The sequence below is a fragment of the Companilactobacillus zhongbaensis genome (genome assembly GCF_003946515.1).
Classification (GTDB): domain Bacteria; phylum Bacillota; class Bacilli; order Lactobacillales; family Lactobacillaceae; genus Companilactobacillus; species Companilactobacillus zhongbaensis.
In genome coordinates, this window is record NZ_RHOM01000001.1 from 42537 (window position 1) to 69193 (window position 26657).

The following is a 26657-nucleotide window of genomic DNA, read 5'->3' on the forward strand; positions in this document are numbered from 1 at the left end:
GAATGAAGGGTTTTAGGAATGGACAATTACGATAAATTGAATTATGCATCTACCGAAACACTTTTCGAAGGTGTCATTTCGGAAGTGACTGATGCAGGTGTCACAATTGAGTTGAAGGGAAGACTGGGAACATTAGTAATTCCTAAGAGAATGCTGATCAGTGAACACAATCCACAAGTTGGACATGAAGTTGGCTTTCTCATGTCATACCCAGAAGTACTTTCCGAGACCCCAAATGAAAAATATGTGAAAGCTTTTGATGATTACAAACAACATCGCGATGAGATCAAACAGCGCACAGAGGAGAGGAAGGAAAACAATGAGCCTTAAAAAATACGACGGCCTTCAATCAGAAATTTACGTCCCGATTACACCAAAGCCAGTATGGACTCCCGTAACTAAAGAACTTAAAGATATGAATATCGGTATTGCTACTGCAGCTGGTGTTCACTTAAAGAGTGATAAAAGATTTAATCTAGCCGGAGATACATCTTACAGAGAGATCCCTTGGGATACTCCTGCTGAAGATTTAATGGTATCTCACGGTGGATACGATAACAGTGATGTTAACAAAGACATCAACTGTATGTTCCCAATTGACAGATTACGTGAATTGGCAGACGAAGGATTCATCAGAGGACTAGCACCTATCGAATATGGATTCATGGGTGGTGGTGGAGACGTTAACGCCTTCACTGAAGAAACTGGTCCAGAAATTGCTCAAAAACTCAAAGCAGAAGATGTCGATGGCGTCATCTTAACTGCTGGTTGAGGAACTTGTCATAGATCTGCCGTGATCGTGCAGAGAGCAATTGAATCCGCAGGGATTCCTACAATTTTAATAGCAGCTTTACCTCCTGTAGTTCGTCAAAACGGTTCACCTAGAGCTGTAGCACCTCGTGTTCCAATGGGAGCTAATGCCGGAGAACCAAATAACGTCGAAATGCAAACAGGAATAGTTAAAGATACTTTGAAACAGTTAGTGGAAATTCCATCAGCTGGTAAGATCGTACCTTTACCATATGAATACATTGCTAAAGTTTAATCTTTAGATTGTGAAGGAGGGCAAGTTAATGCCCTCCTTTATTATTTATATGAAGTGAGGCAAAGGTCGAATGAAAAAAGACACTTTAACTATTCAAGCTTATTCAATTCAAAAAGTATCATTCAGCGACGACTATCATTTAAGTTCGGGTCATCTGGAGATCCCGGATCATCCACAATTTGAACTTGATGACCGCTTCAAAAGTGTCGACATCAAATTAGTCGACCCAAGAGATTGTCACTTTCAGATCAATACCATCATGGACGTGATGCCTATTTCAACCAAAGTCCTCGGGAAAATGGGTTATGGTTTATCAAATACGCTCACCGGCGTCAATGTCATATTGACCGGAGCCGACGAAACTGGTGTCCAACTACACGAGTTTGGCTCCTCAGATGGTTATTTAGATGAAAAGATCAAGTTTGGCAAGGATGGAACGCCAGATCTTGATGACACGATAATTTTGATTGACGCTGTTCTAAAAAAAGATTTTGAATTCAATCGAGAAACTTGCGAAATGATTTTTAAGATGGCTGATGACTACTTACAACCAATTCGTGCTGAATTGAAGATGTTGAGTGGTAGTCAAGCTACTGAAAGTTTTGATTACGTAGATGAAAAACATCCTGGTAAACCCAAAGTCGCTTTAGTTAAAGAAGTCGCTGGACAAGGAGCAATGTATGACAATATTTTGTTCCCACAAGAGCCAGCCGGCATAACTAAAGGAATTTCGATCATCGACATGGATAATATGCCAGTCTTATTAACGGCTAATGAATATCGCGATGGCGTTATTCACGCCTTAGTTTAGGAGGTAATCAAAATGGGAATAGGTCCTTCAACAAAAGAAACTACCTTACACCATTTCAGAGACCCATTAGTACGGACAGTCGCTCCTGATCCTGACATTGATTTTCAAGGGATCATCGTAGTGGGGACTCCTCAAGACAATTATTTGAAAAATCTCGTAGGGGTTCGAGTTTCTAAAATGCTTGAGTCAATGAGAACGAATGGTGCCATAGTTTCAGCTGATGGCTGGGGCAACTCCGATGTCGATTTCATGAACACGATGAGTGAGATCGATGATAAGGGCATCTCAGTAGTTGGTATGAAATTTATCGGTAAACAAGCAGGCTTCGTCGTCGAAAACGAGTTGACCAAATTCGTTGTCGACATCAATAAGTCTGCAGAAGGAATCGAAACAACAGTAGTAGGTGAAAATAACTTGAGTCAATTAGATGCTCAAAAAGCATTGGGGTTATTGAAACTTAAAATGCGACATGATGGACAAGTTTCACAATAGGGGGAAAAAGTCATGCAATTTAATAAAATGATGACAGCCATCGACTCACATACAGCCGGTGAAGCTGCCAGAATCATCACTAGCGGAGTCCCGTGTCTTAAAGGGAACACTATCGCAGAAAAGAAACAATATTTGATCGATCATTACGACGACATTAGAACAGCCGTGATGTTAGAACCAAGAGGTCACAACGAAATGTTTGGTGCCTTCTTAGTCGAACCAATGAATCCAGAAGCTGATTTTGGGATCATCTTCATGGATACTGGTGGTTACTTAAACATGTGTGGCCACAACACGATTGCTGCCGTTACTTCGATCGTGGAAACAGGAATGGTCGATGTAGCCCCAGATGCAACCGAAAAGAAAGTTGTCTTGGACACACCAGCTGGATTGATCCATGCGGTCGCACACTTGAGTGGTGACCACAAAGTTTCCAGCGTATCGTTCCAAAATGTACCATCATTTTTATACAAAAAAGACGTCGAAGTTGATGTACCAGATATCGGTAAGATCAAACTAGACATCTCGTTTGGTGGTAGCTTCTTCGCAATCCTACCAGTTGCCGAAGTTAATGAAAAAATCGAACCACAAAATTCACAACAATTAGCTAAAGTAGGGATGAAGATCCTTCATGCAGTTAATGATCAAGTTAAAGTTCAACACCCAGTTCTCGATCACATTAAGACAGTCGACTTAGTTGAAATGTACGGTGATCCAAAAGACGCCGAATCAACTAAGCAAAACGTTGTTGTCTTCGGTGATGGTCAAGTTGACCGTTCGCCATGTGGTACCGGAACTAGTGCTAAACTTGCCACCTTACATGCCAAAGGTGAACTAGGCATCGATGAAGAATTCGTTTATGAAAGTATTTTAAAGACGAAGTTTTATGGACGTATCGTCAAAGAAACTAAAGCTGGCGACTTACCAGCCATAATTCCAGAAATTACTGGTTCAGCCTGGATCACAGGTTTCAACCAATTTGTCTTTGACCCAACAGACCCACTATCAAACGGATTCGAATTGAAGTAAGGAGGGAATCAACATGATTTTACGTATTATTCAAATCATCCTAGCAATTTTGCTAGTTTACATCGCTATTTTATTTGGAAGGGACTTGCTCAAACACCGTGGACAAAGCGATGGTAGCATCCCTAAAGCCGGAGTGATCGGCTTTATTACTAACTTTCTTGATGCCTTAGGTATCGGAAGTTATGCTCCAACAACTATGTTATTGAAATTAACTAAGTATCTAAAATCAGATAAATTGATTCCCGGTACATTAACTGTTTCCTGTGCTATCCCAGTTATTGCGGAAGCATTCTTGTTCACTAATACGATCAAGGTTGAAGGAACAACCTTACTTTCAATGGTCGCAGCTGCAGCCGTTGGATCATTCTTAGGTTCAAAATTCATGAGTAAATTCAACGAAAAAATCGTTCGGATCATCATGGGAGTTGCCTTAGTAATTACAGCCATCTTAATGCTTCTATCACAATTGGGAGTATTAAGTGCTTTAGGTAACGGAAATACCGCTATCGGACTTCACGGAACAAGCTTAGTCATTGCCATTGTAGGTAACTTCTTACTAGGTGCCTTGATGACAGCTGGTGTTGGTCTTTACGCACCATGTATGGCTTTAGTTTACATGCTCGGAATGAGTCCAGCAGTTGCCTTCCCAATCATGATGACTTCATGTGCTGTTTTAATGCCAGTTGCAGCTTATGAATTCGTTAAATCTGGTAGTTACAACCGTAACGCCAGTTTAGGTATTACTATCGGAGGTGTCATCGGTGTTGTTGTTGCCGTGCTATTCGTTAAGAGTCTTGACCTTAACGTCTTGACATGGTTGATCATCGTCGTTGTTACTTTCACAGGTTTCCAAATGCTTTATCAAGGACTCAAACAAAAGAACGAAACAGTTCAACAAGCTGAAAAGAACGGTGAGACTAGTTCTGAAACTAAGTAAGTTGAATAATTTTACAGAAATAGAGGGATGAGTTATGGATTCAACTGAAAAATTAATTGTATGTGGTGGATGTAACGCAAAATTAGGCCCGGGGAAGCTTGATACAATTTTAAAGACAATTCATCAAGATAAAAAAGCCGACGTAATGGTCGACTACGAAACAACTGATGACGCTGCAATCATCAAGTTGAATGATGACACTGCAATTATTCAGACAATCGACTTTTTCCCATCCATGGTCACGGATCCATATTTGTTTGGACAGATCGCAGCTACGAATGCTTTGAGCGATATTTGGGCAATGGGGGGCTCAGTCGTTTCAGCATTGAATATCGTTTGTTTCCCACAGGAAATGAACCAAGATATTTTGAAAAACATCTTGCAAGGTGGCTTGGAGAAAGTTACTGAATCAGGCGGCTTTTTAGCTGGTGGTCATTCGATCCAAGATCAAAGACCTAAGTATGGTCTTTCAGTTAACGGGATCGTTGATCCTAAGAAAATCTGGAGAAACGATACTTGCAACCTTGGCGATGACTTGATCTTAACGAAGCCACTCGGTGTTGGTATTATCACTTCGGCTTACAGTGTTGACCAAACGAGTGAGGATGCTTTTGATGGCGCCATCAAGAGCATGACTACTTTGAACAAGTATGCTTCTGAGATCATTCGTGACTATCCAGTTTCCGCATGTACCGACATTACTGGATTTGGCTTACTCGGTCACTTGAACGAATTTTTGGCTGATAAGTATTCTGCAGTCATTGATTCAACATCATTGCCAATCTTGCCACAAGCTTATGAATGTGCTGGTGAATTGCTCGTCACGGGTGGCGGACAACGTAACCGGAAATTCTTAGACGGTAAGATCGACTTCACATTTGATGATTTGGCACTTGAAGAAGTCTTATTCGATCCACAAACTTCAGGTGGTCTCTTATTTAGTATTGATCCTAAGTACACTAAGGAAGTGCTTACAAAATTAAATAAATTAGACCTAAAGAGTGCTAAAATTGGTAGTGTAGTAGAAAAAGAGGATAAAGAAATCAAAGTTATCTAGGGGGATTTAACATGAAAACTATTGATGCATTAGATAAAGTTTGTCCGGCACCGATCATTATGTCGAAAAAAGCTTTAAAAGACGTTGACGAAATCGAGATCCTAGTCAATGATGACATGGCACCAGAAAACTTGAGAAAGTTAGCTGCTCAACAAAATTACGAGTACGGCGTAGAAGAAAACGGCGAAAACGAGTGGAAAGTTCGCCTCAAGAAAACTGCTAAATCTGGACAACCAGAAGCTGCTAAAACCGGATTCAACGAACAAGGAGATTCATATATCGTAGTTATTAATACTGATGTTATGGGTCACGGGGATGAGACACTTGGTCGTAACTTATTGCACAGCTTCGTTTACTCACTAACAGAACAAGATGTTCTTCCAGACAAGATCATTTGTTATAACGGTGGAGTTAAATTAGTTGTCGAAGGTTCAGACTTCTTGACTGACTTGAAGCCATTAGCTGAAGCAGGAGTTGACATCTATGCTTGTGGTGCTTGTCTAGACTTCTTTGGTCTTAAAGACAAAGTTGCTGTTGGTAGTATTTCCAATATGTACGAAATTGTGGACATGATGCGTAAACAAAATCGGATTGTAAGACCAGACTAAGGTGGCGTTTGAAATGGGACATACTTTTGGATTAATGACATTTAACACGACGCATGAGGCGATAACTGTCAAGGATCTGTTGAAAGAACATCCTGAGTTCACGCCCAGTATCATTTCGACACCTGGTAGCATTTCTGCCGGATGTGGGATGAGTGTTAGATTCGATTACACTAAAAAACAAAACATTTTAAAGTTGCTTTCCGATAAGGGATTCACTTACAAAAAGATTTACATCGGCAATCGAGTAGGTGTTAAGAGCACATACGAGGTTGACCAATAGGAGGATATCATGGAAACAATAGGTCAAGATCAAATTATTATTGCGACGGCCGGACATGTTGATCATGGTAAAACAACTTTAATCAAAGCTTTGACGGGTATCGACACAGATACTCTCAAGGCGGAAAAAAAGCGTGGCTTAACAATCAACTTAGGCTTCGCTTTTTTCGATTTACCAAACCATGAACAAGTCGGGATCGTTGATGTTCCCGGACATGAACGCTTTTTAAAGAACATGATTGCTGGTTTGAGTGGGATTGATTTAGTTTTACTAGTCGTTGACGCTGCCGAAGGCATTATGCCGCAAACTAAGGAGCACGTGGAGATCATGTCGTTGCTCGGGATCGATAATTACATCGTTGTTCTCAGCAAGATCGACACGGTCGATGATGAAATGCGCCAACTGGTGACAGAAGATGTTAAGAGTTTCTTGGATGACCACGATATCGAAGCACCGATCGTGCCAGTCGATGCCGTCAGTGGTACGAACATGGACAACTTGATCAAAATCATGGATGAAAAAGTCGAATCGATCAAGAAACCGAAGGATAACGGTATTCCACGGATCAACGTTGACCGAGCTTTTTCAATCAAGGGATTCGGAACTATCATCACCGGGACTTTGCTGGAAGGTCAGTTGACTAAAGACATGACCTTGGAAGCTTTCCCAAGTGGTAAGACGACCAAAGTTAGAAACATTCAAGTTCACGATGAAGACGTTGACAAGGCAATGCCTGGAACGCGGACAGCTATCAACTTGACTAATATCAAAACCGACGATATTAGTCGTGGGGATGTTTTGACGTTACCAGGAAACATTGAACCAACCCACATGTTAGATGTGGACTTCAAACTATTACCAGACAAGAGTTACCACTTAGTTCAATTGTGGAGTCGTGTGCGGGTTTACCTAGGTGCCGAAGAGATCATTGCTCGGGTCGTGCCTTTAGGTGAAGAACACGTTTCCGCTGACAAGGAAAACTACTTACAACTACGACTAGAACGCCCAGTTGCCGTCAAGAAGGGTGACCGTTTCATTTTAAGATCTTATTCACCAATGGTTTTGATCGGTGGTGGAACAGTCCTTGATCCTAATCCAAAGAAACACCGTCGTTACAATGACGATGTCTTGGAACAGTTGTCAGTTAAGGCTTCTGGTAATCAAGAGCAAATCGCGCTCGACTTTTTGATGAATCAATCAGAACTAGGTGCCACTGTCGATGGGATCGCCGACTACTTGAACATCTCAGTCGAGGATGCTAAAGAGATCGTTTCCTTGTTGAAGGAACAAGATCAAGTTACTAGTTTTAGTAAGTTAGTCATCAACAATGATCGCTTGGCTAGCTTCAAAGAAGACGTGGTCTCAGAACTCGACAGTTACCACAAGAAACATCGTCTCGAAAAAGGAATGAACAAAGAAGAGTTACTAGTTCGTTTCAAAGACGTGATCGACGGCAAGACGATGGAGCGGATCCTCGAAACGATGGTTTCTCAAAAACTCATCAAGATCAAAGGTTACATCGTTTCCGACGCCAACTTCGAGGTGAAACTCAACAAGTATCAACAACAAGCTTATGATGAAATTATTGCTGCTCTAAAAGAAACACCTTTGACACCGCCAAATGACGAAGATATCGTTGGGGACGATAAAAACAAGCAAGAAGTGTTTAAGTCATTGATCGGTAATCAAGTAATTAGACTAGGGGAAAGAAATGTCATGCTCAAGTCTGCTTTTGATGACGTGACTCAAGAAGTCATCGCTTATTTGAAAGAAAATGAGACGATGACCTTAGCACAATTCCGTGATCTCACCGGAGCAAGTCGGAAATATGGGATGATGATCTTGGAATACATGGATAAGCAAGGAGTAACACGCCGTCAAGAAAATACCCGAGTTTTGACGAAGAGGGAAAGCAAATGATCTATTTCGATAATTCAGCAACGACCGCAATCAAACCAAAAGCCGTTTCAAAAGCTGTCTATGAAGTATTGAACAGTGGAACATACGGTAATCCAGGACGTGACTCATCGGATTTTTCCGTCCACAGTAGTGATGTCGTCAACCATGCTCGTGAGCAGTTAAAAGAGCTTTTTAACGTGCCTTCGACTGAGCTGATAAGTTTCACTTACAACGTGACGGAAAGCTTGAATACCGTCTTAAAAGGGCTTTTACAAAAGGGCGACCACGCAATTGCTACAAACTATGAGCATAATTCAGTCATCCGTCCACTGGAACAATTGAAGGCTAATCGTGGCGTTGAAGTTAGCTACTTGCCATTCGATAAAAATACTGGTCGCTTGGAAACTGAAAAGCTAGCCGAATTAGTTCAGCCGAACACGAAGTTGCTCGTTTGTACCCACGCTTCTAACGTTACTGGTTACGTGTTGCCGATTGATGAAATCGCTGATTTCTGTCATGAACACAATCTACTTTTCATCGTCGATGCTGCTCAAACAGCTGGTTATGAAGACATCGATATCCAAAAAACAGGTATCGATATTCTTTGTTTCACCGGCCATAAGTCACTCTATGGTCCACAAGGTATCGGTGGTATTTGCTTGCGGAAACCTTTGGAGATCGAACCACTCAAGAGCGGTGGGACCGGAATCCAATCGTTTAACCCAGCTATGCCAGATGAGTTACCAACTCATTTAGAAGCTGGAACGATCAATGTTCCTGGGATCGCCGGCCTATCTGCTGGGGTCAGTTACGTTCTAGATCATGGTACCGAAAATATTCGTGCTGGTGTCAAACATCTAACTGATATGATCCAAGACAAGCTCGCAGAATTCCCTAATATCAAAGTTTACACACCAAGGGATGTTGCCACGACTGGGGTAGTTTCCTTCAACTTGGAAGACGTCAATGCTGCCGATGTTGGGCAATGGCTTTGGGACGAGTATCAAATTGCTTCAAGATCAGGTGCCCACTGTGCACCGAAGGTCCACGAAACTTATGGTACCGTCGAACAAGGGATCGTTCGCTTGTCCTTATCAAGTTTCAACACTGAAGCAGAAGTTAACGTATTGCTGAAAGCAATCGATCAAATGATGACAGAAAGTGAGGCTTAATCCATGGATCAAAAAACTTTATTCCGAAAACTTCCATCGATGAATGATTTATTGAATTCTGAATCAGCTAAAAAATGGGAGCAAGAAGTCGACACTTCTGTCGTCAAAGAGATGATCACCAAAGTTTTGGACGAGACTCGTTCAGGTATCTTGGCAGGAAAAATCACAGAACTACGTGAAAACTTTTTTGATGGTAAGATGGAAAAATTGCTCGATGATCGTCGTGTCAGCGCTTTGCAATCTGTTGTTAACGCCACTGGGGTAGTGTTGCACACTAATCTCGGTCGTGCCAAGCTGGCAACTGAAGCAGAAGCTGCCATTGCTGACGTGGCCAGTCACGCCACCAATTTGGAATACGACATTACTATCGGACAACGGGGCGACCGTTACAAGTACGTCGGTAAATTAGTTTCTGAATTAACTGGTGCGGACGATGCTATCGTTGTTAACAATAATGCCGCAGCCGTCATGCTCGTCTTGAGTACCTTGTTCAATCAAAAGGAAGTTATCATCTCCCGTGGCCAACTAGTTGAGATCGGTGGCTCCTTCAGAGTTCCGGATATTATTACTAGTACCGGCGGTATCTTGAAAGAAGTGGGAACGACTAATAAAACCCATGTCAAAGACTATGAAAATGCCATCAACGAAGAAACCGGTGGGATCCTGCGAGTTCACACGAGTAACTACAAGCTAATTGGTTTCTCGGAAACACCAACAGCTCGAGAACTTTCCGTGGTTTGCAAAGAACACGACTTGCCGTTAGTTAATGACTTGGGAAGTGGCTTGATGATCAATCTTGATCAATATGGCCTCGGTCATGAACCAACTATTTCCGAAGAGCTGGAATACTGTGACTTAGTAATGTTTTCCGGTGACAAGTTGCTAGGTGGACCACAAGCCGGGATCATTGCTGGTAAGCAAAAGTACATCGATCAGATCAAGCACAATCAGTTATTAAGAGCTTTACGTGTCGATAAGATGACCTTATCAGCCTTGATCGCCACATTGAAGCTTTATCGCGATCCTGAAACTGCCATCGAAAAGGTGCCGGTTTTACGGGAATTAACGATGAAAGCTGACCGAGTCTTGGAGAAAGCTAAGAAGTTGCAAAAGATGATCGAGAATCAAACTGATTACGACGCTACTATCGAAGAAGGTACGTCGATGGTCGGTGGCGGCTCGTTCCCTGATGTTCAGCTACCAACTTACTTGATCGACTTGCATGCGCAAAGTTCCGAAACAAAACTCAACCGTCGACTCGAATACGCCAAGTATCCGATCATTACTAGAATCAGCCACGGCAAAGTTTATTTAGACTTACGCTCGATCGACGAAGGTGACTTCGAAAAGATCATCGCCAGTCTCAATGATGTTTCAGCAAAATATGAATAATATTTCACAAAATCTGGAAAATAGCTTCCAGGTTTTTTTATTTGGTGATGAAAATATAGTTAGAAAAACGCTAATAAAAAACCGGATATACTTGATATGAATATATTTATATTGATTTTTTATTTTAACAAAACTTGATTTGTCGCATGATAAGTGGATAATTTCCAGTTTTCACAAATTGATGGAAGTCAATTTTTTTGATGTAGGGAATACCCTAAAATGATTGAAATATCTTCTGAAAGCGGTTTAAAAAGTATCTCTATCTGCTATAATGAATTGGTGAAATAATTTACAAACAGGGGGATTTTTTATGAATCGTTTGAGGAAATCGTGGGACCCGTTGATCGTCGTCCCTATATTAGGCGTGCTCTCTGCTTACTTCTTTGGGTTTACTAGTAAGCAATGGGCTGTTACCGGAGAGTTTACTAGATGGGGCGGACATCTAATGAACTTTGTTGGGGTCGACACTTCGAAGTTTTCCTATTTCAAATTAATTAAGTTCCAAGGAACACCACTTGATCGTATAGACGGGGTTATGATCATTGGTATGTTCATCGGAATGTTCGTTTCCGCATTGATTTCAAACAATGTAAAATTCAGAATGCCACAATCAAAAACGCGTGTCTTTCAAGCCTTGGGCGGTGGAATTTTAGCAGGATTCGGTGCTAGATTAGCTATGGGATGCAACCTAGCAGCTTTCTTTACTGGAATCCCACAGTTCTCACTCCACGCATGGATATTCTCAATTTTTACAGTTTTAGGTACTTACGCTGGTACTAAAATTATTCAAAGACCAATGTTTCAATCAAAGATCAAGATGAAGAAAGTCCACAAGACTACGCTTTACAGTATTCATGACAAAGATCATACGACTAGAAACAATTGGTTGTTAGTCTTAATGGCAGTTTTGATCTTGTTCTTGTTCGTTATCGAATACAACAAGCAATCACTCTTCCCATTAGTATTAGTATTTGGCCTACTATTCGGCTTTTTGCTTGAAAAAGGTCAAGTTTGTTTTACTTCAGGTTTCCGTGACCTTTGGACAGCCGGACGTTCAAATATGACAGTTGCCATTCTTTTAGGTATGGTCATCAGTACTGTCGGAACTTTCGTCTTCATCCAAAACGGAATCCCAGCAACTATTCACTGGGCAGGACTCAACACCGTTATCGGTGGTTTCATTTTCGGTGTCGGTATCGTTATTGCCGGTGGTTGCGAAACTGGTTGGATGTATCGTGCTATGGAAGGTCAAGTTCACTACATGTTAGTGGGTGTTGGAAATGTTCTAGGTTCGATCCTCTTAGTACTAGTTTGGGATCAAATCGCACCATTCCTAGCTTACAATGCTCCAGAAGTTAATTTACTAAAAGTCTTCGGACCATACGGTGGTTTGATTGTGACTTACATCGGTTACGGGATCATGGCTTTGTTGCTCTGGATCTACGTCAGATGGTATTTCAGAAACATTAAGAAACAAGCACCTACAAATATTACACAGGAGGCATAACCATAATGGCTGAAGTTGAAAATAAAAATACAGATTACACGATCGATTATTTTTTGAATCTTGAAGGTGAGCCTTGTCCTTTCCCTGCAATGACAACGGTCAATGCATATAACAATATGAAAGATGGCGAGATCATCGAGATTATTAGTGATTGTCCACAATCAATCAACAACATTCCTGAGGATGCAAAAAACCGTAATCATGAGGTTTTATTGATCGAACAAAATGGTCCTACTTTACGGTATGTTATTCGTAAATAGGTTATTGGATTTTAGCTATCTCTTTTGTAGAGGTGGCTTTTTTTGTTTGTGGTTCACTGCCGGTTCTGTGGAGGGTTCCGGGAATCGCGCCGTGGAACGCTGCGGACCCACTTTGAGCTATCCAAGGGAAACCGCCTTGGACATCTCAAAGCTGGGTCTTTTCGTAAGCACGGTCCATGCCGTGCAAACGAAAATTTCGCGGCTAACGGCGGATTCCCTCCACCCTCCACAGAACCTAAGGTGGTTCAAAACTAATTTTTTTGTGTGGGGTACGGTACTTATATTTGTGTCCTAAGGATGTTTTGGTTTGATGCGTGGGATTTAGATGTGTTTCGTTCTTGAGATTTTGTTTCGTTCTGCCTATCTCTTTGATTTATTTTATTGGGAAGCAGCGGTTGCTATTTAAAAAATGGATTATTAGGATTTAGTATTGGTGTGAAGTTACAACGCTGAATTTCCTGCGTTGATGGGGATTTAAGGCAAATAAAAAAGACCGCTTCTGCGGTCTTTTTTTGCCCTTTTAGAGGGTGTTTTTGTCTAGGATTCTTCCTGATTTTAAGTCGTCGATTTCTGATACTACGAAGCTCTTTCTTTCTAGACGTTTGATGATTTCTTTAAGTGTATCGGTTGATGTGCCTGATGGTAGGGTAAAGAGGGTTCTTCTTACTACTTCATTTGATTTGGCGTCTAATGTGACACAGGCAGCTATTGATACGTATTTGGAGATGATCTTGGACATTTTTACTAGGTCTCCACGATCTCCGGATGAACTGACTGTTAAGACGTAACTACTGATTTCTAGGTTCCATGCGTCTGATAACATGCTTAGTAATCTTGAGTGAGTCAAGATGCCGTAGAACGAGTTTGATTCATCTAAAACTGCGATATATGGCAAGTCTTTGATGTTGAAAAATACTTTGAAAAAAGGCGAGTCAACGTTGATAGTCTTTGTCGCATTTTTCATCAATGTTGTAACTGGCAAACTCATGTCTCCACCACGTGAGATGTGACGATAGATGTGCATCTTGTAAATATTTCCCCTAAATATTTGTCCGCTTTCATCTAAAATCGGAACACATCGAAATCCTGAGTCCTCAAGGACTTTGAGGGCTTCTTCAAGAGTTACGGTTTCTTTAACAGTGGTCAATTTTTCTTTTTTTAGTACTAATGATTTAACTAACATAATCTTTCTCCCATTTGCACTCTGATGTAATTATAATACAGTAGTTTGGCTTAAAACTAAAGTGGAGTGGGATTTTTTGGGTGGTGGTTTGGACCCGGTTCTGCGGAGGGTTCCGGTAATTGCGCCGTGGAACGCTGCGGACCCACTTTGAGCTATCCAAGGTAAACCGCCTTGGACATCTCAAAGCTGGGTCTTTTCGTAAGCACGGCCCATGCCGTGCAAACGAAAATTTCGCGGCTGACGGCGAATTCCCTCCACCCTCCGCAGAACCTAAATGGATGCAAAACTTCCTTGTTGGTGGGGAATACGGTACTTAGTTTTATACAATAAAACTGTTTTGGGGGATTGTGTTACCAATGTTTTGCTCGTTCTTACGACTTTAATTGTGGGATTTATCTAGTAGATTTATTATGAGCATTGGCAAGAAATATCAACTTTGATTTTGAACTTGTTTTTTGTTTCTGCTTTTGACTTTAGTGGCCATCAAATTATCTGAGATAGACATGTGAGATATAGGGTGGTCAGTAGTGCCGATTTGTAGATAATTGCAGTGGAGCTGTCCCCCCTAAAAAAAAGAATTGTTGGTCTCTATTTAGGTGGAGGGACCCGGCAGTGAACCGCAAACCAAATTACTTCCTCAACACTTCTTTGACACTGATCTATTTTTGTTTCCAAATATCTTCTGCTGCTTTTTTCCTCTCACCTGTTATGTTGGTGTGTTTTTGTGCAAAAAAAAAGAACTCCGTTTAATGGAGTTCTTCTTAAGAGATCTTATTGACGACCTTCGATACCTGTAGCTTCAAAACCATCTTTAAGGATCTTCTTCAATGCGTCTGCAGAAGCATGCATTTGTTCTGATTCTTTGTCTGATAATGGAACTTCAAGAATTTGTTTCAAACCGTTACGGTTAACAATTGCAGGTGAACCGATGTATACATCAGAAACACCATATTCGCCATCCATGTAGTTTGATAATGGAAGTACTGTGTTTTCGTCAGAAAGCAAAGCCTTTGAAATTCTTGCAAGAGCAGTACCGATTCCGTAGAATGTAGCACCTTTCTTGTTGATGATATCGTAAGCTGCGTTAACAACTTTCTTGTAGATTTCATCTAATTTAGCATCTGTGATTTCAGGATGTTGTTTCATCCATTCGTCCATTCTTACGCCACCGATTGTAAGGTGTGACCATACAGCGAATTCTGAATCACCGTGTTCACCCATGATGTAGCCATGAACTGAACGAGGGTCAACGCCAACTTCTTCACCGACGAATTTTTGTAATCTAGCTGTATCAAGTGATGTACCTGAACCGATTACTCGTTCCTTAGGGAAGCCTGAAAGTTTCCATGTTGCGTATGTCAAGATATCAACAGGGTTAGCAGCTACCAAGAAGATACCATTGAAGCCTGATTCAACGATTGGGTCGATGATTGTCTTCAAGATGTTCAAGTTCTTGTTAACTAAGTCTAATCTTGTTTCACCTGGTTTTTGTGGAGCACCAGCAGTGATAACTACTAAGTCAGCGTCTTTGGCGTCTGAATATTCACCAGCGTGAATGTTCTTAGGAAAAGTCCAAGGAGTAGCATCTGCAAGGTCCAAAGCGTCACCTTGGATCTTATCTTTAGCGATATCACAAATAACTAGTTCTTGTGCAATACCTTGAAGTGTCATTGCGTATGCGTAAGATGAACCTACCGCACCGTCACCGACTAGAAGTACTTTTTGATGGTTCTTTTCATTTGTTGGAGTCGTCATATAAAATATCATCCCTTCAAAAAATATATTTTGTTGCCGTATTCAATTATACAAATAAACACCATTAATGTACAATGACCTTACGAAATTAGCGAAAATTTTTCTATTATATAATGATATAATTGGTTTTCGAAATGGGGAATTAGAGTGAAATGCATTATTGGACTAGGTAATCCTGGTAAAAAATACGATAAAACTAAACATAACATGGGCTTCATGACTATCGATAAATTGATGGATAGTTACAATCAAACCTCTACTAAGAAAGATTTTGAAGCAGAATATTGTAAATTTAAAGTCGGCTCAGAGACGGTTTTTTTAGTTAAGCCATTAACATTTATGAATGATTCTGGTCGTGCCGTCCGCATGATCAAAGGCTATTTCCAGATCCAAGATGACGAGATCATGGTCATTCAAGATGATCTTGATATGCCTATCGGTAAGATCAGATTAAGAGCCAAGGGTTCTGCTGGTGGTCATAACGGAATTAAGAGTATAATCTCTGCTGTAGGTACACAAGACTTCAAGCGAATCAAGATCGGTATTCAACATCCACAACGCCAAACGGTCGTTAACTGGGTCTTGACGCCTTTTTCAAAAGATGATGCTCCTGCTGCTTTCAACGGTATCGATAACGCTGCCGCAGCTGTAGAAGATTGGATCGATGGAGCTAATTTTGATCAATTAATGAATAAATACAATTAGGTACCTTATTGGAAGGGGGCCAAATGTGAACTTTTTAAAATACATTACGAACCAACTCAATCTCGGGGAATTTATAGAGAACGTTAAACCTGCGACGAAGAATATGTTGACAGGATTGACGGGCTCGACGATTTCCCTTTTTGCATTGGATACGATGAAGAAAACCGACCAGAAAGTCATGGTCGTTGAAAATACTAATTATCATGCTAATAAGCTTTACGATGATTTGAATATTTTGGACACGGAACACGTTCACTTATTCCCAGTCGAAGAAGCCATATCAACCGAGATCGCCACTAGTTCTCCTGAGGAACTGAGCCAACGTTTAGATGCGTTGAGTTTCTTAGTTAGTGATGAACCCGGTATTTTGGTGACTTCAACTTCGGGGATCGAGTACGCTTTGTCAGCTAAAGAACTGTTTGAAGCTTCCCAATACAAATTAGTAAAAAATGAAGAATACAACATGCAAAGTTTGAATTCTACCTTAGTTCAAATGGGCTACACCAAGGAAAAATTAGTCGCTAAGCCAGGAGATTTTGCTATCCGTGGTGATATTGTCGATATTTATCCATTGAACGTTGACGACCCGATCCGGATCGAATTTTTCGGTGATCAAGTTGATCAGATCAAATCTTTCGATACCGAAACGCAACGTAGTATCGACCAATTAGACGAGATCACACTTTGGCCTGCGAAAGATCGGATTATTACCCTGGAACAAGCAGATGCTGGTTTGAAAAAATTGCAAAAGAGTTATGACAAGCAATTAGAGACTGAAGATAAAGATGTCAAAAACAATCTAGAATTGACCTTTGGCGAAACAGTCGATGCCTTGTCCGAAGGAATGCGTCCCGATAACTTAGGATCAGTCGTCGATTTCTTGATCGACAAACCTAGCAGCTTATTTGATTACTTAGGTTCTGACGACATCGTTATTTTCAACGGGTACAATCGTTTGATCGAACAATCAAATGACAATGATTCGGATAATTCTGACTGGTTGACGAGTCAACTAGAATTTGGGAAAGCTTTACCAGAGCAAAAGATCCGTCAAAGTTTTGTTGAGTTGTCCAAAGCAGATCAACACGCGCAAATTTATTTGTCGACTTTCCAACAAGGTATGGGTCGGATGAAACTTGATCAACTGCAAAACGTTGCGGTCAGATCGATGCAACAATTTTTCAGCCAAATGCCTTTATTGAAGTCTGAAGTTGAAAGATGGCAAAAGCAAGAATACACCGTGATGATCTTGATCAGTAACGAGAAACGGATTCAGTCGATCAGCAACACTTTGGTCGATTTTGGGATCAACGCCTCACTGACCACGGCGGAAAAAGTCTTGCCACATCGCACTCAGATCATGAATGCCAGTTTGGGCCTTGGTTTCGAGATGCCCGAGAAAAAAGTTGCGGTCATCACCGAAAAAGAATTGTTCAACAAGCAACCTAAACGTCGTCGCCACCAAACTTTAGCTAACGCCGAACGTTTGAAGAGTTATTCTGAGCTCAAACCTGGTGATTACGTGGTTCACGTTAACCACGGTATCGGTAAGTTTATCGGTATGAAGACGATGGAAGTCGACGGTAAGCATCAAGATTACATCACGATCGAATATCGTGACGATGGTCGGCTTTTTATCCCGGTATCGCAGTTGGACATGGTTCAAAAATACGTTTCTTCAGAAGGTAAGTCACCGAAGATCAACAAGCTAGGTGGCAAGGAATGGGCTAAGACGAAGAGCAAAGTCCAATCCAGTATCGAAGACATTGCTGATGATCTGATTGACTTGTACGCTAAGCGTGAAGCTGAAAAGGGTCACGCTTTCCCTAAAGATGATGAGATGCAGCACGATTTCGACAACGCCTTTCCTTATCCGGAAACTCCTGATCAATTGAGATCGATCGAGGAAATTAAGAGTGATATGGAAAAGTCTCATCCGATGGATCGACTTTTAGTTGGTGATGTTGGTTTCGGTAAGACTGAGGTTGCCTTAAGAGCAGCTTTCAAAGCTGTTGAAGGTGGAAAACAAGTAGTCTTCTTGGCACCAACCACTTTATTGGCGCAACAACATTACGAGACCATGAAAGAACGTTTCGAAGGCTTTCCAGTCAACATCGCTGTCTTGTCACGTTTCCAATCGCGGAAACGTAGTAAGGAGATCGTTGAGGAACTACAAACTGGTGAGATCGACATCGTCGTCGGGACTCATCGACTACTGTCAAAAGATGTTAAGTTCAATGACATCGGCTTGTTGATCATCGATGAGGAACAACGTTTTGGTGTCCGTCACAAGGAAAAGCTCAAGGAATTAAAAGCTAATGTTGATGTCTTGACGTTAACGGCTACGCCAATTCCACGGACATTGAACATGTCGATGCTCGGTGTTCGTGATTTATCATTGATCGAAACGGCACCTAGTAACCGTTATCCGGTGCAAACTTACGTCATGGAACAAAATTTTGACGTGGTAGCCAGTGCCATCCGCCGAGAAATGGAGCGGGGCGGCCAAGTCTTTTACTTGCACAATCGAGTCGAAGACATGGAACAAACGGCTGATCAAATTCAAGCACTCGTTCCGGAAGCACGTATTGCGACTGCTCATGGTCGGATGAATGAGACTCAGATGGAAGGCGTTATTGCTGACTATTTGGAAGGCGACTATGACGTCTTAGTGACAACGACCATCATCGAAACCGGTGTTGATATGCCAAACACTAATACTTTGATCGTCGAAAATGCCGATCGTTATGGGTTGTCACAGTTGTATCAAATTAGAGGACGGGTCGGACGTTCCAGTCGGGTAGCTTATGCCTACTTGATGTATCGTCCTAACAAAGTCTTAACCGAAGTCGGTGAGAAACGTCTCGAGGCGATCAAGAACTTTACCGAATTAGGATCAGGTTTCAAGATTGCCATGCGTGACCTGTCGATCCGTGGTGCTGGTAACTTATTAGGTAAGCAACAGCACGGCTTTATTGACTCAGTCGGATTTGACTTGTATACACAAATGCTTAATGAAGCAGTTGCTCGCAAACGAGGACACACTCGTACTGAAAGAACTAATTCTGAGATCAATCTGGAACTTGATGCCTACATCCCAGCTGATTACATTACTGACGAACGGCAAAAAGTCGAACTCTACAAACGAATTAGACAGATCGATTCAGTTGAGAACTACCAAGAAGTTCGTTCTGAATTGATCGATCGTTTCGGTAAGTATCCGGAAGAAGTTACTAATTTGCTGGATGTCAGTTTACTCAAGGCTAACTTTGATGAGGCATTAGTCCAACGTGTCAGAATGAAAGATGGCAAGATTGCCATTACATTCTCGAAAAAAGCTACTGATTATTTAACAGGAGATTTAGTTTTCAAATTCTTAGAAAATACGACGATGAAAGCTACCGTCAAAAATAATAACGGATCTTTCGTCATCACTTTAGATTCAGCTAGTGTCGGCAAGGATGAATGGTTTGCTCAGTTACAAATTTTTGCTGAGAAGATGGCCATCAAATCCGAGCAGTTGAAGAAGAAGAAAACTAAGCAAGCAAGTGAAGTATGAAAAAAGAAATAGTTTCTAAAGCAATCAAAGGGACTTGGATCCTGACGATTGCTTCGTTTTTATCAGAGTTATTAAGTGCGATTTATCGGATACCACTACAAAATATTGTTGGAGATCGCGGGTACTTTATTTACCAACAAGTTTACCCACTGTACGGGATCTTTTCGGTGTTAGCATTGACGGGATTGCCAGTCGTTTTCTCAAAAATGTTTGCCCAGCAAGAAAATTTACCTGCGCGAAATAAGCTTTTTAAGAACATGTTCTTTACGTTGTTAGTCATCGCCGTTTCCTTGACGGTGATCTTGTGGGGGAGTGCGAAACCGATAGCTGCCTTCATGGGTGATCCTAATTTGTATCAAGGGATCAGAACGGTCAGCTTGGCGTTCTTGTTAGTTCCATTCGAGGCGACCTTGCGAGGTGCCTTTCAAAGTAACTTAGACATGGAACCGAGTGCCATCTCGCAGTTGTTGGAACAATTGTTGCGGATCGTTTTGATTATTATCGCTGCGATGTTGTTCGGTAAGGGGGCCATTGACATTTACCAAATGGGAGCTTTAGCTAACAGCGGGGCTTTTGTCGGTGGTGTCGTAGCGGTCATCGTGTTGGTGATCATCTTTTTTAAAAAGGAACGTAACGTTTTCGTCGATGCTTCTGAGATCAAGTTTAAATTGGAGCGGGGTATTGGATTAGAGATTGTCTTGATCGTCTTTTTTACCGGGATCACGATTTTTTACCAATTCATCGATTCATTCAGCATGATCAGATTGTTAATGCGTACAGGAATGTCGCTACCAGATGCCGAAGTTGCTAAGGGTGTCTTCGATCGGGCGCAACCTTTGATCCAATTGGGTATCATCATTTCAGTATCATTTATTTCGACGATCATGCCCCAATTAAAAAAACGCAATCAAGGTGAAGAGCATAACGAGTTAATCAGACGGATGACACGTGTCTGTTTGACGTTAGCCATCGCTGAAACTGCTGGTTTGATTGCCTTAATGCCAGATATCAACACAATGTTGTTCACTAATTCGACCGGTTCGGTCGCCTTAGCGATTTACATGTGTTCGATCTTCCTCGTATCGACGATCAACTTATTGATCGCAGTTACGAGTGGAGATTCTAGTAAAAATCCAGCTAAATTAGTATTATTTATTTTGTCACTACTGTGTAAGGTCGTTTTAAATATTTTTTTGATTCCGCGATTTTACATTGCAGGTGCTGCGGTTGCAACGGTCATCAGTGAATTGGTAATTTTACTGGGAATTTTGATTGTCTACCACAGCAGCTTGAAATTTTTAGTATTACGAGTGAGTTTCGTTTTGAAAACAGTTTTGGCAGGGGCCATCATGGCCTTGTCGGTTCGGGCATTAGAAGTGTTGTTCGTCCATTTTGTTTTCTTGACTCGTAAGACTTCGGTTCTGATCAATGTTGTTTTGATCCCAGTCGGCATTGTGATATTTATCTTTTTAGTTTGGCAATTCCGATTGCTCAACAAAAAGGAATGGGAGATCCTGCCTTTCGGGAAAAAGTTAACCAAGATTATGAAAATAGAGGAATAGTTAATGAGACTAGATAAGTTTTTAAAGGTCAGTCGGATCATCAAAAGAAGGACCGTGGCCAAAGAATTTACTGACAATGGTCGTGCTTTAGTCAATGATCGTGTGGCTAAATCATCGACTGATGTCAATTTAGGAGACACGATCGAGCTTCATTTCGGTGAAAGAACCATGAAAGTTCGTGTCTTGAGTACGAAAGAAACAACTAAGAAAAATGAATCAGCTGATCTCTATGAGGAAATAAATTAGTTAATTTCTTTAACAAAGTTTAAAAAATATTTAAATTTAACCAAATATCTCTCAAAGTTGGTATACTCAATGTATTGATTTATTACGGGGGATATAGTGGCATGGAGTTAAGAAATTCAGCGAATTCAAAGATCTCGCTGCTTAGCGATAAGCGGGATTCTATTTCTAATGCGGGCAACACACAGTCTAGTTACGAAACTAAAGTCCATCAAAGACGCTTAATCTTCATTGGTGCACTTTTTGCAGTAGTTATTTTGGTGTTCGGTACGCAAATAATTAAATCGCAAAGAGATTATTCTCAAACGAATCAGCAAGTTGAGTTAAATCAGGCGAAGTTGAAGAAACAACAATCGACTCAAAAGGATTTAAAAGTTCAACTGAATCAATTGCAAGACACGTCTTACTTAGAAAAGTACATTCGTGATAAGTATATGTACACCAAGCCAGGGGAACAAGTATACAATCTACCTGTTAATGACATTGGTGTGCAAAAATAGGGAAAGGGAATTTTTAATTTAGATGACAGTTGAAGTAGGATCCAAAACAGAAGGTAAAGTTACCGGCATTACTAATTTTGGAGCGTTCGTAGATCTTGGCGATAACCAAAGCGGCATGGTTCACATTAGTGAAGTCGCTGACAGTTACGTCAAAGATATACACGATGTATTAAAGGTTGGCGACACAGTTAAGGTATTAGTTTTAAACGATAAGAACGGCAAGATCGCCTTATCTATCAAACAAGCTACTGCTAAGCCAAGACCTAGTCATCATCACGATAGAAAACCTAAGCCACAACATCACGTTGAAAGTTTTGACGATATGATGTCAGGCTTCATGAAACAAAGTGAAGAGCGTCTAAGTACATTACGTAAGAATACCGAAGGTAAGCGTGGTGGACGTGGCGGTCGTCGCGGATAAATTTTTAAAAATCAAGGGGGTTGAGACGATGTCTCAACCTTTTTCATTTAGGAGACAAAATTTTGATCAGTCAAGTTAGAAAGATCCTCAAACGCTATCGTGCCAAAAGAGTTTTGATCGCCGTATCCGGTGGAGTCGATTCAATGGTTTTGTGCTACTTAGTCCAGAAGATCCTACCAACCGAAAATATTGGCGTCGTCACAGTTGATCATGACTTGCGTCCACAGAGTGCAACGGAAACTAAATTTGTCGAGCAATACTGTCGAGAACACGATTTGCAGTTTTTTACGACTAAGTGGGATCACGAAGTTCAAGATGTTGGCTTAGAAGCAGCTGCTCGGGACTTTCGCTATGCTTTTTTTGAAAAAGTCATGGAGCAATACAATTTCGATACGTTGCTAACGGCACATCATGCGAATGATTTGTCGGAAAATATTTTGATGAAACTAGTTCGCTCTGGCAATGTTTATGAGGTCACGAGCTTAAAGGATCAGCGCTCATTTGGTAGTGGGCAGTTAGTCAGGCCATTGTTGAATTTCTCAAAAGATGATTTGATCAAACTTGCCGAACACGAGCAATTAAAGTTTTTTGAAGATGAAACTAATTCTGAAGGTATCACGATGAGAAATCGACTCCGAAATGATATTTTCCCGAAGTTGCAGCAAGAAAACGGTCAACTGCTTCGACATTTCAACTTGTTCGACCATCAGCTGACGGCCTTGATCCAATTGGCTCAGAGTAAATTTGATGAGATCGAAGCACAAATGCAACTAGTCAATGATGATGGAATTTCTGGAAAACTTTCGCCTGTCTCACAGTTGAATGGTGAGCAACAAACGCTTTTTTGGGGGAATTTATTCACCCGCAAATTGCCTGAACTTTCGATCAGCAACAAGCAGATCCAACAAATAATTGATGTAAGTCAAGGAAACAAGCCCAATGCTTCGGTAAATTTAGAATATGGTTGGCAATTCTTACGAAGTTATAATGATTTTCAGTTATCTAAGCTAAGTTGCGCCCCAAACGTGAATCTTTTGGTAAAATTAAATCACCAATATCAAATTGGCTCGAAGAATTTTACTCTTAGTGAAGCTAGTCCTGAAGATGCCACTTTTGCGGTTGAAGAAATGCCAAGGCAAATCGTTTTGAGGACCAGGCAAGATGGTGATAAATTAGCAATTGGTTCGCGAAGACACCAAAAGCTCAGTAAACGATTCATCAATCAGAAAATATCTGCGTCCCAACGAGATGAATTACCGGTATTATTATTCGATAATCAAATAGTTTGGGTTGAAAAAATCTACAAGATAAGCGACTATTTAAAAAAGAGCAATAAATTTTTCAAAATTAATTTTAATGAGGTAAAGTAATGAATTCTGATATAGAACGAGTCTTAGTTTCCGAGGAAGAAATTGCTGAGGCTAATCAGCGTTTAGGTGCTCAATTAACTAAAGATTACGAAGGAAAGAATCCATTGTTCGTCTGCATTTTACGTGGTGCTGCCATGTTTATGATGGACTTGATCAAACACGTTGATATTCCGATGGAATATGATTTTATGGACGTCTCAAGTTACGGTGGTGAAAATACCGTCTCAACTGGTGATGTTCGGATCATCAAGGATCTCGATACATCTTTACGCGGTAGGGATGTTGTTATCGTGGAAGATATCATCGACACTGGCTACACATTGGATCGTTTGATCGAGTTGTTTAACACACGTAATGCCAAGTCAGTTAAGATCGTTTCATTTTTAGACAAACCATCACGACGGATCAAACACGTTCACGTTGATTACAACGGCGTTAAGATCCCAGACGAATTCGTTGTCGGTTACGGAATGGATTATGACGAGCGTTATCGTAACTTGCCGTATGTTGGTGTTTTAAAACAAGAGATTTATGCAACAAAATAGTGAAATTAGCAGTAAAATATTATTGTCTTAATATCCACTATGTTACAATATGTAACGTCTAAGTCTTAGGAGGAAACATATGAAAAATAATCGAAATAGGCTAATAAATAATAGCCTGTTTTACATCTTGCTATTCGTAGTGTTGGTTCTTGCAGCAAGTTGGTTTGCCGGTGGACAATCGACAGATTCATCGAAGACTTTAAGCCAAGACCAATTCATTACGCAATTGAAGAAGGGCAAGGTTAAGAGTTTTAAAATTGAGCCAATTGGAGGAGCTTATCAAGTAACTGGTACTTATAAGAAAGCTCAAACTTCAAATACTTCCCAATCAGTTTCATTGTTTGGACGTAGTAATTCATCAAGCTCAAAGGTAACGCAATTTACCTCTGTCGTACTACCTAACAATGATACTTTGAAACGGATCAACAACGCTGCCACAGCACAGAATGTCAAAACTACCGCGGCCGCTAAGTCACAATCTAGCCAATGGGTATACTTGATTATTTCGTTTGTTGTTCCACTACTACTGATCGGATTTGTTTTCTTCGCCTTAATGGGCCGAGGAGGACAAAGCGGTGGTGCCAACCGAGTTATGAGCTTTGGTAAATCCAAAGTTAAGCCTGAAGATCCTAAGAAGAACAAAGTTAGATTCTCAGACGTTGCTGGTGCCGAAGAAGAGAAGCAAGAACTTGTTGAAGTTGTTGACTTCTTAAAGGATCCACGAAAATATGTTTCACTTGGTGCTCGGATTCCATCTGGTGTCCTACTAGAAGGTCCTCCTGGTACTGGTAAGACTTTACTTGCTAAAGCCGTTGCCGGTGAAGCTAAAGTTCCGTTCTATTCAATCTCTGGTTCTGACTTCGTTGAAATGTTCGTCGGTGTCGGTGCATCTCGTGTTCGTGACTTGTTCGAAAATGCGAAAAAAGATGCTCCATCAATCATCTTTATTGATGAAATCGATGCCGTTGGTCGTCAACGTGGTGCCGGAACTGGTGGCGGAAACGATGAACGTGAACAAACATTGAACCAATTGCTTATTGAAATGGACGGATTTACTGGTAATGAAGGAGTCATCGTTATGGCTGCTACTAACCGTTCTGACGTTCTTGATCCTGCTTTACTTCGTCCAGGTCGTTTTGACCGGAAGATCTTAGTAGGTAGACCTGATGTTAAGGGCCGTGAGGCTATCTTGAAGGTCCACTCGAAGAACAAGACTTTCACCGACGATGTAGACTTGAAGGTAATTGCTCAACAAACACCTGGTTTCGTTGGTGCCGACCTTGAGAACTTGCTGAACGAAGCTGCTTTAGTTGCTGCTAGACGTCACAAGACGAAGATCGATTCATCAGATATCGACGAAGCTGAAGACCGTGTTATCGCCGGTCCTGCTAAGAAGAACCGTGTTATTTCCGACAAGGAACGTCACATGGTTGCTTACCACGAAGCTGGACACGCATTGATCGGTTTAGTTTTAAATGATTCTCGAGTAGTTAGAAAGGTTACGATCGTTCCTCGTGGACGTGCCGGCGGTTACGCTATCATGCTTCCTCGTGACGACCAAAACTTGATTACTAAGAAAGAATTAACCGAACAAATTACTGGTTTACTCGGTGGTAGAACTGCCGAAGAAATCATCTTTGGTTCACAATCATCCGGGGCTTCAAATGACTTTGAACAAGCAACTAACATTGCTCGTACAATGGTTACAGAATATGGTATGACCGACCGACTAGGTACAGTTCAACTTGAAAAAGACGGACAACCAGTTGGTTCAGGTGGTTACCGTGCCGAACCTAATTATTCACAAGATACTGCTAAAGCAATCGACCAAGAAGTTAAGCGGATCATTGATGAATCTCATGAGCAAGCTCGTGAGATCATCGAGAGTCACCGTGATCAACATAAATTGATTGCTGAAGCACTTCTCAAGTACGAAACACTTGATGAAAAAGAAATCCTCAGTTTGTTCGATACTGGTAAAATGCCAGCAAACGACAAGAAGGAAGAATATCCAAGTGAAAGTGCTGCTACTTTTGAAGAAGCTAAACGTGCTGCTGAAGCTAAAGATGCTGCAAAGCAAAAGACTGAAGGCAGATCAAATGATGAAGATGACGATCATCACGATGATGATTCAAATTCTGGATCAACATCAGAATCATCAGATTCAACGTCAGCTGACTCAAAAGAAACTACAACAACAAATGATCAACCATCTGAAGATAAGAAAGAAAATGATGATCCTAATAAGATTGAATTTCCTTCCGAAAAAGATGACAATGATAATAAGAACGATTAACGAAAAGCGACTCGCAAGAGTCGCTTTTT

At 41.0% G+C, this 26657-nt stretch carries 25 protein-coding genes; 23 read left to right on the top strand and 2 right to left on the bottom strand.

Going from position 1 to position 26657, the window contains the following annotated elements; translation table 11 throughout:
- Positions 1-18: 18 nt before the first annotated feature.
- The 14 genes from EKM69_RS00185 to yedF (EKM69_RS00250) all read left to right on the top strand — a co-directional run bounded on the left by EKM69_RS00185 (position 19) and on the right by yedF (EKM69_RS00250) (position 12489).
- Positions 19-330 (top strand): CBO2463/CBO2479 domain-containing protein, encoded by a 312-nt coding sequence (locus tag EKM69_RS00185; protein WP_125706917.1) that lies wholly within the window; start codon positions 19-21, stop codon positions 328-330.
- A complete protein-coding gene (prdB, locus tag EKM69_RS12565) occupies positions 320-1045 on the top strand; it encodes a D-proline reductase (dithiol) protein PrdB (RefSeq protein WP_125706919.1) in 726 nt (241 codons plus the stop codon). Before EKM69_RS00185 ends, prdB begins: the two co-directional genes overlap by 11 nt.
- Before the next feature lie 70 nt (positions 1046-1115).
- Positions 1116-1856 carry a proline reductase cluster protein PrdD gene (gene prdD / locus EKM69_RS00195; protein ID WP_125706921.1) on the top strand — a complete coding sequence of 247 codons (741 nt, stop codon included), beginning with the start codon at positions 1116-1118 and terminating at the stop codon, positions 1854-1856.
- 12 nt (positions 1857-1868) lie between these two features.
- A complete protein-coding gene (locus tag EKM69_RS00200; protein WP_125706923.1) occupies positions 1869-2348 on the top strand; it encodes a glycine/sarcosine/betaine reductase component B subunit in 480 nt (159 codons plus the stop codon).
- 12 nt (positions 2349-2360) lie between these two features.
- Positions 2361-3377: a proline racemase family protein gene (locus EKM69_RS00205; protein WP_125706925.1), complete on the top strand. Its 1017-nt coding sequence runs from the start codon at positions 2361-2363 to the stop codon at positions 3375-3377.
- 13 nt (positions 3378-3390) lie between these two features.
- The gene (locus EKM69_RS00210; protein ID WP_125706927.1) at positions 3391-4314 is read left to right on the top strand and encodes a sulfite exporter TauE/SafE family protein; all 924 of its coding nucleotides are present in this window, start codon (positions 3391-3393) and stop codon (positions 4312-4314) included.
- A gap of 34 nt (positions 4315-4348) precedes the next feature.
- Positions 4349-5371, top strand: a complete 1023-nt coding sequence (selD, locus tag EKM69_RS00215) for a selenide, water dikinase SelD (RefSeq protein WP_125706929.1) — start codon at positions 4349-4351, stop codon at positions 5369-5371.
- A gap of 11 nt (positions 5372-5382) precedes the next feature.
- Positions 5383-5979, top strand: a complete 597-nt coding sequence (yedF, locus tag EKM69_RS00220; RefSeq protein ID WP_125706931.1) for a sulfurtransferase-like selenium metabolism protein YedF — start codon at positions 5383-5385, stop codon at positions 5977-5979.
- Positions 5980-5992: 13 nt separating this feature from the next.
- Positions 5993-6259, top strand: coding sequence for a DUF3343 domain-containing protein (locus EKM69_RS00225; protein ID WP_125706933.1), 267 nt, complete (start codon positions 5993-5995; stop codon positions 6257-6259).
- A gap of 9 nt (positions 6260-6268) precedes the next feature.
- On the top strand, positions 6269-8179 hold the full coding sequence (gene selB, locus EKM69_RS00230; protein WP_125706935.1) for a selenocysteine-specific translation elongation factor: 1911 nt from the start codon (positions 6269-6271) through the stop codon (positions 8177-8179).
- Positions 8176-9330, top strand: a complete 1155-nt coding sequence (locus EKM69_RS00235; protein ID WP_125706937.1) for an aminotransferase class V-fold PLP-dependent enzyme — start codon at positions 8176-8178, stop codon at positions 9328-9330. The genes selB and EKM69_RS00235 overlap by 4 nt, the downstream gene beginning before the upstream one ends.
- A 3-nt stretch (positions 9331-9333) precedes the next feature.
- Positions 9334-10722, top strand: a complete 1389-nt coding sequence (selA, locus tag EKM69_RS00240) for an L-seryl-tRNA(Sec) selenium transferase (protein WP_125706939.1) — start codon at positions 9334-9336, stop codon at positions 10720-10722.
- Between the two features lie 310 nt (positions 10723-11032).
- Positions 11033-12229, top strand: a complete 1197-nt coding sequence (yedE, locus tag EKM69_RS00245; protein ID WP_125706940.1) for a selenium metabolism membrane protein YedE/FdhT — start codon at positions 11033-11035, stop codon at positions 12227-12229.
- A gap of 5 nt (positions 12230-12234) precedes the next feature.
- Positions 12235-12489, top strand: a complete 255-nt coding sequence (yedF, locus tag EKM69_RS00250; RefSeq protein ID WP_125706942.1) for a sulfurtransferase-like selenium metabolism protein YedF — start codon at positions 12235-12237, stop codon at positions 12487-12489.
- A 520-nt stretch (positions 12490-13009) separates the two neighbouring features.
- Here the strand turns inward: yedF (EKM69_RS00250) and cbpA are convergent.
- Both cbpA and EKM69_RS00260 read right to left on the bottom strand, forming a co-directional pair.
- A complete protein-coding gene (gene cbpA, locus EKM69_RS00255; protein WP_125706944.1) occupies positions 13010-13672 on the bottom strand; it encodes a cyclic di-AMP binding protein CbpA in 663 nt (220 codons plus the stop codon).
- A 771-nt stretch (positions 13673-14443) separates the two neighbouring features.
- Positions 14444-15427, bottom strand: a complete 984-nt coding sequence (locus tag EKM69_RS00260; RefSeq protein WP_125706946.1) for an L-lactate dehydrogenase — start codon at positions 15425-15427, stop codon at positions 14444-14446.
- 147 nt (positions 15428-15574) lie between these two features.
- On the opposite strand from EKM69_RS00260, the gene pth reads away from it, so the two are divergent.
- From pth to ftsH, 9 genes are all read left to right on the top strand, one after another.
- A complete protein-coding gene (gene pth / locus EKM69_RS00265) occupies positions 15575-16132 on the top strand; it encodes an aminoacyl-tRNA hydrolase (protein WP_125706948.1) in 558 nt (185 codons plus the stop codon).
- Positions 16133-16157: 25 nt separating this feature from the next.
- Positions 16158-19691 (top strand): transcription-repair coupling factor, encoded by a 3534-nt coding sequence (gene mfd, locus EKM69_RS00270; RefSeq protein WP_125706950.1) that lies wholly within the window; start codon positions 16158-16160, stop codon positions 19689-19691.
- Complete coding sequence (locus tag EKM69_RS00275; RefSeq protein ID WP_125706952.1) at positions 19688-21253, top strand: polysaccharide biosynthesis protein; 1566 nt, start codon at positions 19688-19690, stop codon at positions 21251-21253. The genes mfd and EKM69_RS00275 overlap by 4 nt, the downstream gene beginning before the upstream one ends.
- A 3-nt stretch (positions 21254-21256) precedes the next feature.
- Complete coding sequence (locus EKM69_RS00280; protein ID WP_125706954.1) at positions 21257-21499, top strand: RNA-binding S4 domain-containing protein; 243 nt, start codon at positions 21257-21259, stop codon at positions 21497-21499.
- Positions 21500-21600: 101 nt separating this feature from the next.
- A complete protein-coding gene (locus EKM69_RS00285; protein ID WP_125706956.1) occupies positions 21601-21996 on the top strand; it encodes an FtsB family cell division protein in 396 nt (131 codons plus the stop codon).
- 22 nt (positions 21997-22018) lie between these two features.
- The gene (locus tag EKM69_RS00290) at positions 22019-22417 is read left to right on the top strand and encodes a S1 domain-containing RNA-binding protein (RefSeq protein ID WP_125706958.1); all 399 of its coding nucleotides are present in this window, start codon (positions 22019-22021) and stop codon (positions 22415-22417) included.
- A 62-nt stretch (positions 22418-22479) separates the two neighbouring features.
- On the top strand, positions 22480-23787 hold the full coding sequence (gene tilS, locus EKM69_RS00295) for a tRNA lysidine(34) synthetase TilS (protein WP_225423796.1): 1308 nt from the start codon (positions 22480-22482) through the stop codon (positions 23785-23787).
- A complete protein-coding gene (gene hpt, locus EKM69_RS00300; protein WP_125706962.1) occupies positions 23787-24332 on the top strand; it encodes a hypoxanthine phosphoribosyltransferase in 546 nt (181 codons plus the stop codon). The genes tilS and hpt overlap by 1 nt, the downstream gene beginning before the upstream one ends.
- A gap of 79 nt (positions 24333-24411) precedes the next feature.
- A complete protein-coding gene (gene ftsH / locus EKM69_RS00305; protein WP_125706964.1) occupies positions 24412-26628 on the top strand; it encodes an ATP-dependent zinc metalloprotease FtsH in 2217 nt (738 codons plus the stop codon).
- Positions 26629-26657 lie beyond the last annotated feature (29 nt).

Excerpts from the sequence above, each read along its gene's own strand:
- EKM69_RS00185 (WP_125706917.1), top strand. The coding sequence starts at position 19 with ATGGACAATTACGATAAATTGAATTATGCATCTACCGAAACACTTTTC.
- prdD (WP_125706921.1), top strand. The coding sequence starts at position 1,116 with ATGAAAAAAGACACTTTAACTATTCAAGCTTATTCAATTCAAAAAGTA.
- EKM69_RS00200 (WP_125706923.1), top strand. The coding sequence starts at position 1,869 with ATGGGAATAGGTCCTTCAACAAAAGAAACTACCTTACACCATTTCAGA.
- EKM69_RS00205 (WP_125706925.1), top strand. The coding sequence starts at position 2,361 with ATGCAATTTAATAAAATGATGACAGCCATCGACTCACATACAGCCGGT.
- EKM69_RS00210 (WP_125706927.1), top strand. The coding sequence starts at position 3,391 with ATGATTTTACGTATTATTCAAATCATCCTAGCAATTTTGCTAGTTTAC.
- selD (WP_125706929.1), top strand. The coding sequence starts at position 4,349 with ATGGATTCAACTGAAAAATTAATTGTATGTGGTGGATGTAACGCAAAA.
- yedF (WP_125706931.1), top strand. The coding sequence starts at position 5,383 with ATGAAAACTATTGATGCATTAGATAAAGTTTGTCCGGCACCGATCATT.
- EKM69_RS00225 (WP_125706933.1), top strand. The coding sequence starts at position 5,993 with ATGGGACATACTTTTGGATTAATGACATTTAACACGACGCATGAGGCG.
- selB (WP_125706935.1), top strand. The coding sequence starts at position 6,269 with ATGGAAACAATAGGTCAAGATCAAATTATTATTGCGACGGCCGGACAT.
- EKM69_RS00235 (WP_125706937.1), top strand. The coding sequence starts at position 8,176 with ATGATCTATTTCGATAATTCAGCAACGACCGCAATCAAACCAAAAGCC.
- selA (WP_125706939.1), top strand. The coding sequence starts at position 9,334 with ATGGATCAAAAAACTTTATTCCGAAAACTTCCATCGATGAATGATTTA.
- yedE (WP_125706940.1), top strand. The coding sequence starts at position 11,033 with ATGAATCGTTTGAGGAAATCGTGGGACCCGTTGATCGTCGTCCCTATA.
- yedF (WP_125706942.1), top strand. The coding sequence starts at position 12,235 with ATGGCTGAAGTTGAAAATAAAAATACAGATTACACGATCGATTATTTT.
- cbpA (WP_125706944.1), bottom strand. The coding sequence starts at position 13,672 with ATGTTAGTTAAATCATTAGTACTAAAAAAAGAAAAATTGACCACTGTT.
- EKM69_RS00260 (WP_125706946.1), bottom strand. The coding sequence starts at position 15,427 with ATGACGACTCCAACAAATGAAAAGAACCATCAAAAAGTACTTCTAGTC.
- EKM69_RS00275 (WP_125706952.1), top strand. The coding sequence starts at position 19,688 with ATGAAAAAAGAAATAGTTTCTAAAGCAATCAAAGGGACTTGGATCCTG.
- EKM69_RS00280 (WP_125706954.1), top strand. The coding sequence starts at position 21,257 with ATGAGACTAGATAAGTTTTTAAAGGTCAGTCGGATCATCAAAAGAAGG.
- EKM69_RS00285 (WP_125706956.1), top strand. The coding sequence starts at position 21,601 with ATGGAGTTAAGAAATTCAGCGAATTCAAAGATCTCGCTGCTTAGCGAT.
- EKM69_RS00290 (WP_125706958.1), top strand. The coding sequence starts at position 22,019 with ATGACAGTTGAAGTAGGATCCAAAACAGAAGGTAAAGTTACCGGCATT.
- hpt (WP_125706962.1), top strand. The coding sequence starts at position 23,787 with ATGAATTCTGATATAGAACGAGTCTTAGTTTCCGAGGAAGAAATTGCT.
- ftsH (WP_125706964.1), top strand. The coding sequence starts at position 24,412 with ATGAAAAATAATCGAAATAGGCTAATAAATAATAGCCTGTTTTACATC.